The organism is Paenibacillus whitsoniae, assembly GCF_003955665.1.
In the GTDB taxonomy this organism is placed as follows: Bacteria; Bacillota; Bacilli; order Paenibacillales; family NBRC-103111; genus Paenibacillus_E; species Paenibacillus_E whitsoniae.
In genome coordinates, this window is sequence record NZ_RXHU01000039.1 from 42,282 (window position 1) to 58,314 (window position 16,033).

Genomic DNA, 16,033 nt, shown 5'->3' on the forward strand with positions numbered 1-16,033 from the left:
AGGATACTACCGCCATTTTATAAAGAATTCAGGTGAGCTTTCTAATGAAATCCTTCACAAAATCACGCATCTCCATGCTGTACGTCGTACTTATCGTCATATTGCTGGCCTTGGTCAGCGTTTCCAGCTTTATCGCATCCCGCAATATGGAAAATGAAAGCGATGCGATCGTTGGCGATGTCCTGCCGTTGCTGACGACGACAAACAGCTTGCTCACGAATCTGATTAATCAGGAAACGGGCATCCGAGGCTTCGAAATCTCCGGCAATGAACAATTCCTCGAACCGTACAACAGCGGCAAGAGCCAGATCGCGCAGGATCTGGAGACGATGTCAAGCTTCGACGCCAAATACCCGACCCTGCAAATCATCCTGGATACGCAGGCGAAGCCCGCGATTACGAACTTGCAGCGCTACTACGACTCCCAGCTGGAGCTGATCCGAGCGGGCAAGCTGGACGAAGCTAACGCGCGCATCGGCACCGGCAAAACGATGATGGACCGCTATCGGGTCATCCACGCTTCTATGGAAAAAACGATTAATCAGCTTACGACCAACGCTTACGATGCCACTCACAAGGCAGGGCGCACGTCCCGCATCATTACACTTGTCGGCGGTCTAATCGCGTTGATGGCCGGCGGCATGTCGATTGTCGTCTTTTATCGCGCCTTCCAGGCGGAGCTGGAGCTGCGCAAGAGTGAAGAGACGTACCGCTACATGGCGGAGAGTCTCGAGATCCAGAATGAAGAAATCATCGCTCAACAGGAAGAGCAGCAAGCCACATTGGCCAAGCTGTCCGAGCGCGAGCGCGAGTTAGAGCTTCTCTCTTCTTATCAAGAGAAACTGACAGGATATGTCAAGTTATCGGAGTTTTTGAAAAATACGCTGCCTGCGCTTCTCAATTCACTCTCGCAGGATGCCGCGCTCGTTGTGCTGGAGCACCGCGGCAAACCGGGTTCCGAGGACGTGCACTATGAAGTTGTGCATGCGATGGGCTACCCGAAAGGGCAGGTGCAGCCTGTCGTGCAGGAATTGTACGGCCCGGCGAAGCGCGTTTTTGAAGAGGGCGTACCGCTGGTACACACGCGCGAAGTGACGGAGCGCGAGCAGGGCGTCCATCGCGGGATGGCCCGCGCCGTCGAGCAATACATCCCGCTCATGGACGATACGCAGACGGTCATCGGTTTTCTGCTCCTGACGAGTTACCAAAGCTCGTTCTCCCAGGAAGACAACCAGCGGCTGGCCAAAGGCCTCGTGCGCCAGTTCGGACTGGCATTTTACGCGCAGGTAATGAATGACCAGAAACTGCAGCAAGCGGTCGATCTGGCCGAACTGAACGAGCAGCTTATCCTGGAGAAGCAGCTGCTGGAGGGACAACGGGATCTGATTCAAAATATTTTGGAATCCGCCCATGAAGGCATGATGATGTGCGATGCACAGGGCACGATCCTGTTCTCCAATCAGCGGATGAACATGTATTTCGGGCTCCACGAGCGCATCGGTGAGAATTTGGTCGCCTGCGCGCACGAGATCGGCGTGGAGGTGACCAGCTTCTATGGCGTCGCCGCCTCGATCGAGGCGCTGATCGACCGCTCGCTGCCGCACCTGACGCAGCGCTTCAGCTTTATGCAGGGCGAGCACATGCAGCATGCCGAGCTGTACGCCACCCTTGTGAGCGAGGGCACCGAGCAGCAAGGCTATCTGTTCGTTTTCCGTGACCGGACGGAAGAGGAGCGCATCGATGAAATCAAGAATGAGTTCATCTCCATCGTCTCCCACGAGCTGCGGACGCCGCTGGCGAGCGTGCTCGGGTTTATCGAGATCCTGCTGCACCGCGAGCTGCCGAAGGACAAACAGAAGAAATACATGGAAACCATTTACAGCGAGGCACAGCGCCTGTCCAATCTGATCAACGATTTCCTGGATCTCCAGCGGATGGAGTCGGGCCGACAGTCGTATCATTTTGCCCCGGTGCATTTGCCGGATATGCTGAGAGACATCGCCGAACAGTGGCAGGATAAGCAACGGCATCGCGTGAACATCCACCACGAGACCGGGAAAGAGCTGTGGGTGCGTGCGGACGTCGACCGGATTCGCCAGGTGTTTGATAACCTGATCAGCAACGCCATCAAGTATTCGCCGGGCGCGGATCACATCGATATTTATTTATCTGCCGACCAAGGCCGCGTAACCATCGCCATCCAGGACTACGGACTCGGCATTCCGGAGGAAGCCCGCGGGAACATGTTCTCCAAATTTTTCCGGGTGGACAACTCGGATCGCCGGCAGATCGGTGGCACCGGCCTCGGCCTCGCCATCGTGAAAGAGATTATCGAAGGCCATCACGGCCTGATCACCTATACATCCGAAATGGGTCACGGCACGACGTTCCAGCTCGAACTCGCACAGTTTGAAATTGCGGATATGGACGGCCGCATCGTCATTCTGGAGGATGACGACAATCTCGCCAAATTGATTCAGATTGCGCTGAACAAGCTGGCGCTGCCCTCCATCCAGCTGCGCTCCGCCGAGGAAGGCCTGATTGCGCTGGAACGCTGCCGCAGTGAGGGACCGATCCTGTTCATCGTGGATATTTTGCTGGAGGGCGAAAAATCCGGCTGGGACTTCATCGCGGGCCTTTACAAGCATCCGCTGCACGCGCAGACGCCGGTGATTGTTTCCACCGCGCTTGACCCGCCGCATGATTACCATGAGAAGGAAATCGAGAAGTATTTGAAAAAGCCGTTCACCATGGAACGCCTTGTCCAAGTCGCCAAACGCCTCATCGAGGGCGGCCGCAGCCACGCCTACGTGTTCCCGGCGCAAGACAAGGAAGCGTTGACCGACGAGCTGCAGCGCAACGGCATCGAAGTGTTGGGCGTCCAGGAGAATCAGGACATGATCGAAGTGAATATCAAGAAGCCGCAGTCGGAGTAGCGGCGTATGTAAAAAATCCCCCGCTTCCGGATGGAGGCGGGGGATTTTTGTGCGGGCAGGGCCTGTCTATTCCAGCAAATTGCCATCAACCGCAATGCGGTTTGAACCGCTTGATTTGGCGAGATACATCGATTCATCGACAAGACGGATAAGTTCCATCTCGGTCATGCCCGACGACCACACGGTGCAGCCGACGCTTGTCGACATGGCCAGCGAATATGCCTTGCACTGCATAGGCGTTTCCATCCGAGCGATAATGCCACGGGCGATGCCGAGCAGGCTTTCCCTGCCCTGCGGCAGCCAGGCCGCCAGGACAAACTCATCTCCGCCCACGCGAGCGGCGAGGTCATGCTCTGACACCGCTTGCTTCAAGCGGTGAGCGAATTCTTTTAACACCAGATCTCCAATCTCATGACCGTACGTGTCGTTGCATTGCTTGAATTTGTTGAGGTCGAGATAAAACACGCCAAACTGGCCGTCCCCCTCGCCCACACGCTGCATCCACTGCTGAAGCCGTACGCTGAAGCCCCTCCGATTGAGCAGCCCCGTGAGGACATCACGCTCAGTCAGTTGAACCAATTCATGTTCCAAGGCTTCTCGCCGCTTAATCTCCAGCCGCAATTGCGCTAGCAATTCTTCATATTCTTTGAGGAGGCGAACCTTCTCCTCGTAGTTCATTTGCTTTGAGAGCTCCGCGCCCAGTGCGATCGACAAGAGCTGCATCGTTTCAATATCCCGAGGGGAGAACGCGTCGGGCTCACTGTCAATCACTTTTAGAACCCCAACCGCCCTGCTCGCCTTGAACAAGGGCACACACACCATGCTGCGAGCCCCAACACGCTGACAAGCTTCTCGATCAACCCGTTCGTCGCACGTTGTGTCCGCAGCGTACAGAATCTTCTTCTCCGCTACACATTTGCCCGACAAACTCGTAAACCTGCTCAACCTGATGCCTAAATAAGGGGACAACGTTCCGCTGACTGCAGCGTAGACCATATCGTCCTCGTCCAAAATTTCAATTGTGGAGCCGTGCGCAGGTGTGAGCATGCACATCCGGTCACAAACTAATTGCATAAAAGACTTCAAATCAAAGTCCGACACCATCATTTGCTGCTGGACTTCCATAATAATTCTTAGCCGTTGATCCTTTGCCGTCATGAATACGTATCCCCTCAAATGGTATAAACAGGCACTCCTGTGCCGTAGAAAACCCGCGAAAATTCTGCTTTAACTATACCGTTTTAAGGTGCTGCTCGTAAACGGGGATTGAAAAATTATTCTCCACCCACTTCAAATAAACCTGCCCCTCCTGTCTTATGTTTTTCTTGTAAACAAGAGGGATTTCCCCTCCGCATCGCCAATATAGTAAGGATAAGAGGCTTCCACTTCAGAAAGGGCGTGACCCGATTGGCAAAGCTAGAAACCGCTTCCACGAAGCTGCAAGGGCGCAGCGTGTGGGCCCTGTTTTTTTCCATACCGATTTTCTCCTGGGCGATGTACGACTTTGCGAATACGATTTTTTCGTCGAACATCGTGACCGTGTTTTATCCCTTTTATTTAAAAGAAGTGCTCGGCAGCAGCGAAGAAATGAATCAGATCGCCAGCACGTTCATCACGTATTCCAATGCGGTTTCCAGCCTATTTCTCGTGCTGCTGTCGCCGCTCTTCGGCGTCTGGATCGACCGGACAGGCAAAAAGAAAGCTTACCTCGTCCCTTTCACCCTCGTGGCTATTGCTGCGACGCTGCTCATGGGGCTGTCCGCGCTTTGGCGGACGGATTCCGCCTGGCTTGGGCTGAATCTGTCGATCCTCGGGGTGCTGTTCTTCTTCATGATCGCGAAATTTTTCTATAATTCCAGCCTGATCTTCTACGATTCGATGATTTCCGATCTCGGGAACGAGCGTGAAATTCCGCTGATTTCCGGCTTCGGGGTGGCCGTCGGGTATATCGGGACGTTGGTCGGTCTGGTCGTATACCCGCTGGTCACAGGCAACCATTTTGAAAATACGTTCATTCCAAGCGCCGCCATGTTCCTGCTGTTCTCACTGCCGATCATGTTTCTGTTCAAAGAAAAGCCGGCCAAAACCGCCGACCGCAGCATATCGCTCCTCAGCGGCTATAAAGAAATTTGGGCCACCTTCAAGGAGGCGCGCCACTATCAGGCGGCTTTTACGTTCATGATCGCCTACTTCTTCTTCAACGACGCGATTGCCACGGCCATTGCCGTCATGGCCGTCTATGCGAACACGGTGATGGGCTTCTCGACCGGTCAATTCATTCTGCTCTATCTCGTCTCCACCATCTCGAGCATCATCGGTTCATTCCTCTTCGGCTACGTCACGCGCAGCCTCGGCGCCAAGCGCGCCGTCACCCTCGTCGCCTGCGTCCTCATCGTCGCGATCGCGCTGGCTTCCCTGGCGACGCAGCAAAGCATGTTCTGGGCGGCCGGCAGCCTCTACGGCGTATCCATGGGCGCGATGTGGGTGACGTCGCGCACGCTGATTGTGCAGCTGACGCCGGAGGAGAAGCGCGGGCAATTTTTCGGGCTGTTCGCCTTTTCCGGGAAGGTTTCCTCCATCGTCGGGCCAGCCCTGTACGGTACGATCACCTTAGCGTTCGCCTCGCATGGCAATCTGGCTAGCCGCCTCGCACTCGGCTCCCTGCTCGTGTTGGTTGTGATCGGACTCCTCGTCCATGTGCGGGTACCGAAGAAATTGCCAAGCGCTTCCTGATTCATGTACAATAAGGGCGAACACAGTCACAAGAAAGGTGTGAAGCCCATGAAGCTATGTATGATCTGGATGAATGACACCTGGGCTTCCCCTTTTTCTTATACGGAACACTAGGGCCTATTCGAGGCTTTAGTGTTTTTTTGTGTCTTGTAGGCAATTACGAATCAGAGAGGGAGCGAGGATCATGGCATTGCGGTATAAACGGGTTCTCATCAAATTAAGCGGGGGTGCGGTCGCGGGAAGCAGTTCCTTCGGCTTCGATCCCCTGCAGCTCGATCATATTGCGAATGAGATAATGACCGTCGTCAGTCTGGGCGTCGAGGTGTGTCTGGTGATTGGCGGGGGCAACATTTTCCGGGGAAACATGGGCGAAAGCTGGGGGATTGAAAAAGCCGAAGCCGACAACATCGGCACCCTGGCCACCGTCATCAACAGCCTTATGCTCCGCGGCGTGCTGAAAGCCAAAACCGACGCAGAGGTGCGCGTCATGACCGCGATTCCGATCGCGTCGGTGGCGGAGCCTTTTATCCGGCTGAGGGCCATCCATCACCTCGAAAAAGGCTACATCGTCATCTTCGCCGGCGGCAACGGGCAGCCGTTCGTCACGACGGACTACCCTTCCGTGCAGCGGGCGATTGAGGTGAATTGCGACGCCATTCTCGTCGCGAAGCAGGGCGTGGACGGCGTGTATGACCGCGATCCGAAGCTGCATACGGATGCGCAGCAGTATAAGTCGCTTCACTACAACGACGTGATTCACCACAACCTCAAGGTGATGGATCAGTCGGCGTTCATTCTTGCGCGGGATTATCACATCCCGATTCATGTGTTCAATTTCGACAAACCGGGGTCGATGAAAGAGATTTGCGTCGGGCAGAACACGGGGACGATTATTAGCGGGGCGTCGGAGTTGGTGTACCACTAGCATGAAACTGGGCACACGTGACTAACCTGCGAGAACTATCGACAGCCGCCATCCGAGGAACTTCATTGTCAAGGAGGCGGCTGTTCACCTATTTTCATCAACGTGATCCTAAGCGTTTATAGATGTCGGAGGGAATGTGGCGATTTCCAAATCCTTTTACCTTAAGAGGACTGCTTTGAGTGTTCTGAAATACAATACGCAAATCTGCCCGCTGCCCCTGAACACGTCTACTTTGAAAATGGTAAGAATCCCACCCGCTATAGTTGCGCTCTAATTGCGAGGCTTCAACTTTATTAACCACAAGCTGTCCAATCGCTCTTACAACCTGGCTCATGGCAAGCACAAATTCCTCTTCTTTCTTATAGACAAAAGCCATCAGCAGGACATCATCGGCAAGCGCCGTCGGATCCATCTGAATCCCCTGAAGGCTCGCTACACGGTCAATCCATTCTAAAATCAGATCATTGCTGATTGCCATCCAGCAGCCCTCTCAGAAGCTCCTGGCGCTCCAGAAAGCTTTGCTTCGCCTTTCTAGCAAGTTCTTCGCCGCTCTCCCAGTTTTCCATCCCTTCCCGTGCTTTCAGCAACATTTCCACCTGCGCCGATTCCAATTCTTCTTCGATTTCGTCAATATAAGTCAAAACGGCCCGAAACGCTTCTGGTGTAAGCACAATGGCCGCCGTCTGATTACGGTCAAGTATTTGAAGCATGGAGAATTTAGCCAAACTGCCTTTCCACGCCGTCGATCTGGCTAACTGGGTGACCGGAATTTGACTGTCCAACTGAAAACCGCCGCGCACTTTTTCTACTGTTGCAAGTGTTTCCTTTGACATTGCGATTCTCCCCTTTGCCTTCATTTGGTAACACCTCCATTATAGCATAATAAGTATTTAGTTTTATACTTAAATATGTATTCAATTATGTACTTAATCGTGTATTTAAATACAAAAAGACCTCACATTCCGCGGCATAGCAACAACATGCCCCGAAACGTGAAGTCCAATTCTAAATCCCTACCCGACCATCCACACATAATAATCGTTCGCGCTCGTCGTTCGAAACCCGCACGACTCGTACAAACCCAGGGCGCCCTCGTTTTCGACGGACACCTCGAGCTTCACGTGCGCCATCTGCTCACGCTCCTTGAGCAGCGCAATCGTGGCGCCGAGAATCCGGCGCCCGTAGCCCTGGCCCCGGAACGGCGGCGCTACGCAGAAGCCGTAGATGAAGCCCCTCCGCTCGGCCGGGTCGAGCATGGCGCCGATTTTGCCGATCGGCGTCCGCGCCTCGCCGAGCTCGGCGATCCAGGTGCGCTCGCGGTCGCCCTCGAGCGTCTGCGCGACATACTCGCGCGCATCCGCTTCCGGCATGCCGAAGCCGGCCGCATTCAGCGCGACCAGCAGCTCCGCGTCGGCCTGCACGGCCGGGCGCAGCGCAATCGTGGCATCTGCCGGCGCAGCAGCGTCAGATGCTGCTTGTACGTCATCGCGCAGCTCCATGACGTACTCCGAGTACGCGTACGCTGCGCCCAGCTGCGTGAGAAACGCTTTGCCCGAGGCGGAGCCCCGCTCATTGATCCAGATGAGCTTCGGCACATGCCGCCGCCGGCACTCCGCCACAGCCGCCTGCGCCAGCGCGCTGAAAATCCCCATCCGGCGCGCCGCCGGATGCACCATGCCGCTGATCTCCACCTCCGTGGAGAGGAAGCTGTAGATGGCGAGGAAGCCGACGATCACATCATTTTCGTAATAGAGAAAATCGTTCGTAATGCCGGGAGGTCGACTGCTTAGAGTCCCCCAGTTTAATTTAATATCAATCCCATCGTGGTGATTGCACGTTTCCCATAACGTTCGGACGCCTTCCAGCTCTTGCGAAGATAAACCTGCTCTAGGGTGTATGCCTTGTTTCATCGTTCAACCTCCTGATGACGAACTTGTCCATGCGTATTCATCATACTGCGCGGGCGCATGCGGGGGTAGAGACTTTATCTTTTTAACTAATCTTTCTTCGCATACGCTTCCGGCGTCTGACCCACAATCGACTTAAAGTCTTTGATAAAATGCGCCTGATCATGGTAGCCCAGATCCATCGACAGCTTCGACCAGTCATGCGCCCGGCTCAGGTCTACCGTTTCGGCAGCATGCTGGATGCGGGCAATACGGATCGCCCACTTAGGACTTACTCCGACATACTGGTCAAAAAGCCGCTGCAGCGACCGAATATGAATCCCGTAGCGCTCGCACAGCATTTCCACCTTCGTGATCTCGTGATCCTCGCCGATTCGTTCGACCATTTCGTTCACCAGCGCAACCTGGTCATCCTTCGCCGGCAGCTTCTCCCGGATCATCTGCTCCACAATCGCGATCTGCGCTTCCGTATCCGTAGCCGCCCATATTTCGCGCTCCAGCTCCCTAACGTCGAAGGGAAACACTTCATCTATGCCAATAGGCCGCTCCAATACAGTGGATACCGGCTGCTTTACGAACGGGTAAAAACCGCCGGGCTTAAACTTCACGCCAAACACCCAGCCCTTGCCTTCGAGGTATTGGCCGAATTTTTCCCGACCTGGGCCATAGATCGCCGATTTGCCGGGCTCGACCACCAGATTGACGCACGGATTCGGGATCACATGCTGCGTATAGGGAGCTTGTCCCGTTAGATCCCACGACACAAGCCAATAATGGCGAATAAAAAAAGCCAAATCCTCGGAAGGCGCGTGCCGGGACAGTTGAAACTTGCGTTCGCCTTGCTGTTTTTTCATGATGCCTAGACTGGGTGTAGGAACATTTGTACTCATTTTCATCACCCTTTGTCGCTTTTTTACAATACAATGATCAGGCTGTAAGCTAATCTAAAAAAGCAGAACCACAAACCAAGGAGGAACGATGACATGGAAGCCTTAAAATATGTGATTTACATCGGCGCAAGCGAGCAAGTGGTATGGGACATTCTCACGAAACCGGAAGGAACGCGTCAAATTTTGTTCGGCAGCGTCCTCGTATCCACGTTTGAAGTCGGCTCCGAGTACAAGTACATCGGCCCTGGCAATGATGGCGACGAAACCGTTCACGTCTACGGCACCGTGTTGGCTTATGAGGAAGGCAAAATGTTGAGCTGCACCGAGCACGCCGGCCCTTCCTACCGCGAGAATCACGCGGAGTTCGAGTCGCGGATGACGTTCACGCTGGAAACAGTCGGCAACTGCACCAAGTTTACGCTAGTGAACGACAACTGGACGCCGAATAACCCTAGCTACGAGTCTACCCAAGCAAGCTGGCCGATGATTTTGAGCAATATCAAGACGTTGGCAGAGACGGGCAAGACGCTGGATTTTGGATGGTAAAAAAGGGCACGAGCGCCCCGATCGTTCGCTGCGAATGATCGTCTAGTTCAGTGCTAGTCGAAGCCCCTAGCAGCGTGTTGCTCGAAATAGAGGTGGTAGACCACTTCTATTCCGGCATATCGCGCCTTATGCGGAGAAATAAGGGGGCTTAACCACTGCTATTGGGCGCACTGTGGCGGAAATCAACCTTTATTTTTGAAAATAGAGGTGGTTTGCCACTCTTATTTTCACCTGTGTACCGAATCCCCCAGCAATAAGCGCGGTTTACCACTCTTATTGAGGACCCGCTTGGCTCATTCATTCGCAAAGTACTATCCCTATATTTAGAAAAGCAGGCGTGATGCGCCTGCTTTTTTTGCTGTTGCCGCCTGCTCCGCGCCACGCCTCGGCTGTAAAACCCAGGGCAGGCGCGGTCGGACGGCGCTCGCATTACGAGCGGCTTCAGGCGCTGCGGTGTCGCGCGTCTCCTTGCCCATCCCGGATGAGCTCAGCGGAGAGCTGACAAAGCTATACTAGCTTCAGCGATATCATGTGGCACAAACAAACTTCACATACGCCAGGCGAGCCTTGCGGAGGGCTGACAAAGCTGCACTAGCTTCAGCGCTACAGTCTGGCACAACAACCTCGCATACGCCAGGCATGCCTAGCGGAGGACTGACAAAGGCTGTACTAGCTTAAGCGCTACAGTGTGATCCACACCTCGCATACTTCAGGCAAGCTCAACGGGACGGCCGCCACAACTACAGCGGCTTCAGCGCCACCGTCTCCCGCGCCTCCAGCCCCGCGACCATCGCTTCCCACGCCTCGGGCTTATTCGCAAGCACCGCATAATAGCGGCGCAGGAACGCGGCCACCAACTGCGCGGAGATCTCTTCCGCGTCCTCGTCCGTCGGCAGGAAGCACAGATCCAGCTCCTCGACGGCTTCCCCGTTGTTTTCCCAAGATGGGTGTACATACGGGAAGTCGATCCGCTTGTAACCCAAGTGCGATAGCACTTCGCGCCGCACATATGGATCCATCGGCTTCACGCCGCCAAAAGCATGATCCTCGATACGATACGGATCATAAATTTCGGCGAACATGCCGATCATCGGCCTGCCCGTGCTGGCCGCCAGCTCCTCAAGATCCTTCCAACGTCGGCGTGCCAGAAAACGGCCGATGCCAAGCCCCGCTTGCCCGATGATCGTAAAATCCGTCATCGCTACCTGAAAATCTTCATAATAACGATACTCCGTCGTGCCGACCACCTTGCCTTCGTGCACAGCAACGAATACACGAATACCCGGATCTTCCAACGGCTCCTTCCACAGTGAATACTCCAGCACTTCCTCCGGCGGAAAAACCTCTTTCATCAAGTTATGCATATCCCGGAATAACGGGTTGTCGATCGATGTAATGCGAATGTAGTCCATGTGTTTATGCCTCCTATAGTTCGTGTGAAGAAGCGCGGAACGGATTGCGCCACTCCATGAGCAGCGCGTGATTCCGCGACTCTTCATCTTCCAAGTAATTCGCAACGACCTCAACGGGAGTCCGGCCGCAGCGCAGCAGGAATGTGATAACGGGGTCTTTCAGCTCCCCGGCCAGGACCGCCGCCACGTATGCCTCCGCCGTCATCGTATCGGCATGCTTGCCGTAGCCCGGCATACGGCCGCCGCCCAGCAGCCGCGCAAGCCCAAGCTGCACGACGACCTCGTACATCGACTGCATCAGCCATTTGCCGAGTCCGTATGCGCGGTACGAGGGCCTGATGCAGATGTCGACGATGTACAGTGTGTCGCCTTCGGGCTCGTGACTACGGATATACCCGTTATCCGTAATCGCAGCCCAGCTGTGGTCGCCGCTCGCCGCCATGGCCGCGCTGTCCACGAGCAGCCCCGTGATCGAGCCGACGATCCGGCCCTCGACTTCCACGCAAAGCGCCCCCTGCGGGAATCGGGTCACATGCTCACCGAGCTGCTCCTTGTTCCACCACAGCTCCGAAGGGAACGGCGGCGGAAAGCTTCCCTGCTGCACCTCGATCAGTGCATCAAAATCCGCCGTCCCATACGTCCGGATCACCGCCGCCTTCGGCTGGCTGCCGTCGAAGACGTAGAGCTTTTTCATGTAAAAGGTGATGGCTATCCCTTCCTTTCATGCTGAAACGCTTCCCTTCTACCTTGTGCATTGACGAACGTCAAGCTCGTCAACACTCCCTCAAGACCAGTCCGTGTACAGATCCGTCCGGCGATCCCGCCACGTCGTCACCGAGCCGCGCTCCCGCACCACGTTCAGCAGCTCCAGATCGAGATCCGCCGTCACAACCATGTCGTTATTGATTTCGCCTTCGACAAGAATGCCTTTCGGCGGGAACGGCACGTCATTCGGCGTAATCACCGCCGCCTGCCCGAAATTCGCCCGCATGAAATCCACTGTCGGCAGCGCCCCAACCGTCCCAGTGGTCACGACGTAGATCTGGTTCTCAATCGTGCGCGCATGGCACGTATACCTCACGCGATGGAAGCCATGGCGGTCATCGGTGCAAGATGGCGCAAACAGCACATCCGCTCCGCGAGCCCGGGCCATCCGCACGATCTCCGGAAACTCGACGTCGTAGCAGACGAGGATGGCGATGCGTCCCTTATCCGTATCGAACACTTGCAGCGAATCTCCGGCACCCATACTCCACTCTTTCACTTCCGTCGGCGTAATGTGCAGCTTTTTCTGCTCGCCGACGCGGCCGTCCGGATAGAACAGAAACGCCGTGTTGTACAGCTTTCCGCCCTCCTCGACGATATGTGTGCCGCCGATGATATGCATACCGGTATCCTTGGCCAGTCCCTGAAAAAGCGCCTTATACGCCTCCGTATACCGAGGCAGCGCTTCAATCGGCAGCGCCTTGCCGTTCTCGTCCCCAATCGACATCAGTTGCGTTGTAAACAGCTCCGGAAACAGCACAAAATCCGCCTCAAACTCCTGCCCCACCTTCACATAATGCGTCACCTGCGCCGCAAATTCCTCGAAACTGCCAATTGTATGTAAATGGTATTGAACCACGGATACCCGCATTTTCATGTTGTGCTCCTCCTTGTTCTTGTGAATCCCCCGTGACCTTCTCTACCCCGTGCTGCTTGTAGAGGGCAGTGACCAATTGCACGTTCACTCATGTCTCGTGCCGCACCAACACGCGGCCGCGCACCTTGCCGGCCAGCACTTCCTTCGCGGCATCGGCCACGCCGGCCAGCGAGACCTCGCGGTACACGGTCTCCTCCAGCCGCTGCGGCTTCAGCTCTCCCGCGAGCCGCTCCCAGAGCTGCTTGCGGAGCGCAGACGGGCAGTAGACCGAGTCGATGCCGAGTACGTTCACCCCGCGCAAAATAAACGGATACACCGTCGCGGCCACCTCCGCGCCGCCGGTGAGGCCGCTCAGCGCGACGGAGCCGCCGTAGCGCAGGCGGCTGAGCACGTAGGCAAGTCCCTCGCCGCCTACGGGATCGACCGCGCCGGCCCAGTGCTCCGGGCCGAGCGGCTTCGGCGCCGCGGGCGTCAGCTCCTCGCGCGGCACAATGCGCTTCGCGCCGAGCTCGCGCAGGTACGCGTGGTCGGCGCTTTTGCCCGTGCTCGCGTCGACCTCGTAGCCGAGCGCGGCCAGCATCGACACGGCGGCGCTGCCGACGCCGCCGGTGGCGCCCCGCACGAGCACGGGTCCCTGCTCGGGCGCAAGCCCATTGCTCTCCAACCTGTGGATGGAGAGCGCCGCCGTGAACCCTGCCGTGCCGAGCGCCATCGCTTCGCGATGCGTGAGGCCCTGAGGCAGGGGGACGACCCAGTCGGCGGGGACGCGGGCGTAAGCCGCGAACCCGCCGTAGTGGCCGGTGCCCAGCTCGTAACTGGTCACCAGGACCTCGTCGCCGGCCCGGTACCTCGGGTCGGCGGAAGCTGTGACGGTGCCCGCGAGGTCAATGCCGGGCACCATCGGGTACTTGCGCACGACGCGCCCCGCCGGGCTGCAGGCGAGCGCGTCTTTATAGTTAATGCCGGAGTACCGGACACGAATCGTGACCTCCCCCTCCGGCAAATCTTCCAGGCGAAGCTCCTGTAGGGCGAGCTTGAACTCATTTTGCGTCCGGTCCACCATCAACGCTTGAAAAGTTTCCATAGACACACTCCTTCTTCATCGGCTGGTTGGGTCATTTTTATATTTTACTAAATTATGGAGTGCGTGGCTATCTTGACCGATGGTCAACCATCTTAGGATTGACAAAAACTACTTCCCCATGTAGGGTAAAAGCAACTGTAAAGCATTTCCACTAGGGGCGCCTAATCGGTGGCTGAGACGGGAACCATCCCCGGACCCTTATAACCTGATCTGGATCATACCAGCGTAGGAAAGTGGAGCCGGCATTTGTCCGATACGCCTTGGCCGTACGTTCGCCTAAGCTGATCATCGCCGCTCCATGATGGGGCGGCTTTTCATTTTATCTTAGGAGGCGTAGAAGATGAGCTTTACGAAAGAACTGCGTGAGGCGGCAGACCCGATTTTTGAGGCGATTTACCAGCATCCGTTCGTGCAAGGCATTGCGAGAGGAGCGCTGGGCAAAGAGCAGTTAATCCATTATGTGAAGCAGGATTTTGAGTACTTGAACGCGTACATGCGCGTCTACGGGCTCGGCATCAGCAAATGCAGAACGCGCGAGGAAATCGCGAAGTTCCATGAGAAGATCGGCTATATCCTGCATAGTGAGGTGCATCCGCACAATAATTTCTGCCATGCGGCGGGCGTCACCTACGAGGAGCTGCAGGGCTACCCGCTGGCACCGACAGCGCAGCACTACACGCGCCACATGCTGACCGTAGCGGCGCAAGGGACGCTTGGCGAGATTTATGCCGTGCTGCTGCCGTGCCCATGGACATACATGGAAGCGGCGCAGCGCATCCTGCAGGATTACCAGCCGCAGCCAGACCATCCGTTCTACGAATGGATCACGTTCTATGGCTCACCTGAGGCCGAGCCCCGCATGATGGCGTTCTGCGCGCAGTTGGATGCGTGGGCCGTAACGGCGTCCGAGGAGGAAAAGCGTCGGATGCGGGAGCATTTTATGATTAGCTGCCAGCTGGAGTATATGTTCTTCGATATGGCGTACCGCGTGGAGGATTGGCCTGTGCCAGAGAGGGTATTGGTGTAGGTTCGGCCCCCACATAAATAGTAGCAGCAGGTCTGTCGGGTTCATTCCCGCATGGCCTGCTGTTGTAAGTCATATCACCGTAATGCCCCACTCCTTAAATAACCTATGAAGCTCCTCGGATGTGTAAGAAATAAAAGTCCGCACTTTCTCTTCTTCAAAATAAATCGGCGTGATCCCAGGTTCGTTGCTCGCATTAAGCAGCCATTCGATTTTTGCGTTGGAATAAGCCTCGATTTCATCGGCTTCAATCAGTGGCGGCATCGCAAATGCTTCTACTTCTTGTAGCTTGGCGATAACGCGCTCCGTCCACGCTTCAGATCTCATCAGGTTGAATTCGATCTGACTAACCTCCCGATTATATGTGCTTCTCATCGAAGCCGTGTCTTCGCGATAGCTGCTTTCAAATTCTGCATAAAGGGTTTCCGTCCATCTCAAGTCTGCATACACATGCGAAATATAGCCTTGTACGAACGCTTTCCATTCCGCTGAATTGTTTCTACTCCAGTAATGAACCGCATGGTGACCGATTTGGGCAACGGTAGGCATAACCGCATTTTCCATGAAGTGTGTTCTGCCCTTATCTTCGCGCGTAGTTCCCACTCTCGCATGTATGGCATCCGGAGCAATACTGCCAATTAGAGCATATGGACATGGATCTCCCCTCCACACGTTATCCGCTATTGCAAAATGTACCATGGGCCAAGGCATCGGTTGCTCCCCCTCTGGGTATTATTGGATTTCACCTATAATTCTGACGAATGAAGGCAGTGCGAAGTTCGTCTCTGCGATAAGACATAAAAAACTGGTGATGCGCGGGAAATTTCACAGCTCGACCAGTTTGTTTATGTGCCAAGGGTACCCCCTAGGTGCATCGCCTGTTGCATGTGTACACTTCGAGCAAATAAGTAAACGTGGTTTGCTTATTTCCTCC

The 16,033-nt window shown here is 55.5% G+C and carries 15 protein-coding genes and 1 riboswitch; of the genes, 5 read left to right on the forward strand and 10 right to left on the reverse strand.

All coding sequences use genetic code 11. From position 1 onward, the window contains the following. The first annotated feature begins 44 nt into the window (after positions 1 to 44). Entirely contained in the window at positions 45 to 2,936 is a 2,892-nt protein-coding gene (locus tag EJQ19_RS14090) for an ATP-binding protein (protein WP_126141873.1), read from the forward strand. Between the two features lie 66 nt (positions 2,937 to 3,002). On the opposite strand, the gene EJQ19_RS14095 is transcribed toward EJQ19_RS14090, so the two are convergent. Next, positions 3,003 to 4,094, reverse strand: coding sequence for a sensor domain-containing diguanylate cyclase (locus tag EJQ19_RS14095; RefSeq protein WP_126141874.1), 1,092 nt, complete (start codon positions 4,092 to 4,094; stop codon positions 3,003 to 3,005). A gap of 336 nt (positions 4,095 to 4,430) precedes the next feature. Here EJQ19_RS14095 and EJQ19_RS14100 point away from each other — a divergent pair, with 336 nt between their 5' ends. Both EJQ19_RS14100 and pyrH read left to right on the forward strand, forming a co-directional pair. Then, the gene (locus tag EJQ19_RS14100; protein ID WP_126141898.1) at positions 4,431 to 5,669 is read left to right on the forward strand and encodes an MFS transporter; all 1,239 of its coding nucleotides are present in this window, start codon (positions 4,431 to 4,433) and stop codon (positions 5,667 to 5,669) included. Positions 5,670 to 5,853: 184 nt separating this feature from the next. Continuing rightward, on the forward strand, positions 5,854 to 6,594 hold the full coding sequence (gene pyrH, locus EJQ19_RS14105; RefSeq protein WP_206438418.1) for a UMP kinase: 741 nt from the start codon (positions 5,854 to 5,856) through the stop codon (positions 6,592 to 6,594). A gap of 97 nt (positions 6,595 to 6,691) precedes the next feature. Here pyrH and EJQ19_RS14110 read toward each other — a convergent pair whose 3' ends face one another. The 4 genes from EJQ19_RS14110 to EJQ19_RS14125 form a co-directional block, all read right to left on the reverse strand. Then, the gene (locus EJQ19_RS14110; protein ID WP_126141875.1) at positions 6,692 to 7,072 is read right to left on the reverse strand and encodes a hypothetical protein; all 381 of its coding nucleotides are present in this window, start codon (positions 7,070 to 7,072) and stop codon (positions 6,692 to 6,694) included. After that, the gene (locus tag EJQ19_RS14115) at positions 7,056 to 7,427 is read right to left on the reverse strand and encodes a hypothetical protein (RefSeq protein ID WP_126141876.1); all 372 of its coding nucleotides are present in this window, start codon (positions 7,425 to 7,427) and stop codon (positions 7,056 to 7,058) included. Before EJQ19_RS14115 ends, EJQ19_RS14110 begins: the two co-directional genes overlap by 17 nt. 180 nt (positions 7,428 to 7,607) lie before the next feature. Beyond that, positions 7,608 to 8,504, reverse strand: a complete 897-nt coding sequence (locus tag EJQ19_RS14120) for a GNAT family N-acetyltransferase (RefSeq protein ID WP_126141877.1) — start codon at positions 8,502 to 8,504, stop codon at positions 7,608 to 7,610. Between the two features lie 86 nt (positions 8,505 to 8,590). Next, complete coding sequence (locus EJQ19_RS14125) at positions 8,591 to 9,391, reverse strand: helix-turn-helix domain-containing protein (protein WP_126141878.1); 801 nt, start codon at positions 9,389 to 9,391, stop codon at positions 8,591 to 8,593. Positions 9,392 to 9,484: 93 nt separating this feature from the next. Here EJQ19_RS14125 and EJQ19_RS14130 point away from each other — a divergent pair, with 93 nt between their 5' ends. Further along, complete coding sequence (locus tag EJQ19_RS14130) at positions 9,485 to 9,937, forward strand: SRPBCC family protein (RefSeq protein ID WP_126141879.1); 453 nt, start codon at positions 9,485 to 9,487, stop codon at positions 9,935 to 9,937. Positions 9,938 to 10,677: 740 nt separating this feature from the next. Here the strand turns inward: EJQ19_RS14130 and EJQ19_RS14135 are convergent. The 4 genes from EJQ19_RS14135 to EJQ19_RS14150 form a co-directional block, all read right to left on the reverse strand. Then, on the reverse strand, positions 10,678 to 11,349 hold the full coding sequence (locus tag EJQ19_RS14135) for a GNAT family N-acetyltransferase (RefSeq protein WP_126141880.1): 672 nt from the start codon (positions 11,347 to 11,349) through the stop codon (positions 10,678 to 10,680). 13 nt (positions 11,350 to 11,362) lie between these two features. After that, positions 11,363 to 12,043, reverse strand: a complete 681-nt coding sequence (locus EJQ19_RS14140; RefSeq protein ID WP_126141881.1) for a GNAT family N-acetyltransferase — start codon at positions 12,041 to 12,043, stop codon at positions 11,363 to 11,365. Positions 12,044 to 12,133: 90 nt separating this feature from the next. Then, positions 12,134 to 12,991 (reverse strand): carbon-nitrogen hydrolase family protein, encoded by an 858-nt coding sequence (locus EJQ19_RS14145; protein ID WP_126141882.1) that lies wholly within the window; start codon positions 12,989 to 12,991, stop codon positions 12,134 to 12,136. Positions 12,992 to 13,079: 88 nt separating this feature from the next. Next, entirely contained in the window at positions 13,080 to 14,075 is a 996-nt protein-coding gene (locus tag EJQ19_RS14150; RefSeq protein WP_126141883.1) for an acrylyl-CoA reductase family protein, read from the reverse strand. 143 nt (positions 14,076 to 14,218) lie between these two features. Continuing rightward, positions 14,219 to 14,324: riboswitch (TPP riboswitch) on the forward strand. A 91-nt stretch (positions 14,325 to 14,415) separates the two neighbouring features. Between EJQ19_RS14150 and tenA the strand changes: the two genes are divergently transcribed. Further along, positions 14,416 to 15,102 (forward strand): thiaminase II, encoded by a 687-nt coding sequence (tenA, locus tag EJQ19_RS14155; protein WP_126141884.1) that lies wholly within the window; start codon positions 14,416 to 14,418, stop codon positions 15,100 to 15,102. A 69-nt stretch (positions 15,103 to 15,171) separates the two neighbouring features. Here tenA and EJQ19_RS14160 read toward each other — a convergent pair whose 3' ends face one another. Beyond that, positions 15,172 to 15,663, reverse strand: a complete 492-nt coding sequence (locus EJQ19_RS14160) for a hypothetical protein (protein WP_126141885.1) — start codon at positions 15,661 to 15,663, stop codon at positions 15,172 to 15,174. Positions 15,664 to 16,033 lie beyond the last annotated feature (370 nt).

What these genes read in the sequence shown, in the direction of transcription:
- EJQ19_RS14090 (WP_126141873.1), top strand. Translation starts at nt 45, where the DNA reads ATGAAATCCTTCACAAAATCACGCATCTCCATGCTGTACGTCGTACTT.
- EJQ19_RS14095 (WP_126141874.1), bottom strand. Translation starts at nt 4,094, where the DNA reads ATGACGGCAAAGGATCAACGGCTAAGAATTATTATGGAAGTCCAGCAG.
- EJQ19_RS14100 (WP_126141898.1), top strand. Translation starts at nt 4,431, where the DNA reads ATGTACGACTTTGCGAATACGATTTTTTCGTCGAACATCGTGACCGTG.
- pyrH (WP_206438418.1), top strand. Translation starts at nt 5,854, where the DNA reads ATGGCATTGCGGTATAAACGGGTTCTCATCAAATTAAGCGGGGGTGCG.
- EJQ19_RS14110 (WP_126141875.1), bottom strand. Translation starts at nt 7,072, where the DNA reads ATGGCAATCAGCAATGATCTGATTTTAGAATGGATTGACCGTGTAGCG.
- EJQ19_RS14115 (WP_126141876.1), bottom strand. Translation starts at nt 7,427, where the DNA reads ATGTCAAAGGAAACACTTGCAACAGTAGAAAAAGTGCGCGGCGGTTTT.
- EJQ19_RS14120 (WP_126141877.1), bottom strand. Translation starts at nt 8,504, where the DNA reads ATGAAACAAGGCATACACCCTAGAGCAGGTTTATCTTCGCAAGAGCTG.
- EJQ19_RS14125 (WP_126141878.1), bottom strand. Translation starts at nt 9,391, where the DNA reads ATGAGTACAAATGTTCCTACACCCAGTCTAGGCATCATGAAAAAACAG.
- EJQ19_RS14130 (WP_126141879.1), top strand. Translation starts at nt 9,485, where the DNA reads ATGGAAGCCTTAAAATATGTGATTTACATCGGCGCAAGCGAGCAAGTG.
- EJQ19_RS14135 (WP_126141880.1), bottom strand. Translation starts at nt 11,349, where the DNA reads ATGGACTACATTCGCATTACATCGATCGACAACCCGTTATTCCGGGAT.
- EJQ19_RS14140 (WP_126141881.1), bottom strand. Translation starts at nt 12,043, where the DNA reads ATGAAAAAGCTCTACGTCTTCGACGGCAGCCAGCCGAAGGCGGCGGTG.
- EJQ19_RS14145 (WP_126141882.1), bottom strand. Translation starts at nt 12,991, where the DNA reads ATGAAAATGCGGGTATCCGTGGTTCAATACCATTTACATACAATTGGC.
- EJQ19_RS14150 (WP_126141883.1), bottom strand. Translation starts at nt 14,075, where the DNA reads ATGGAAACTTTTCAAGCGTTGATGGTGGACCGGACGCAAAATGAGTTC.
- tenA (WP_126141884.1), top strand. Translation starts at nt 14,416, where the DNA reads ATGAGCTTTACGAAAGAACTGCGTGAGGCGGCAGACCCGATTTTTGAG.
- EJQ19_RS14160 (WP_126141885.1), bottom strand. Translation starts at nt 15,663, where the DNA reads ATGGAAAATGCGGTTATGCCTACCGTTGCCCAAATCGGTCACCATGCG.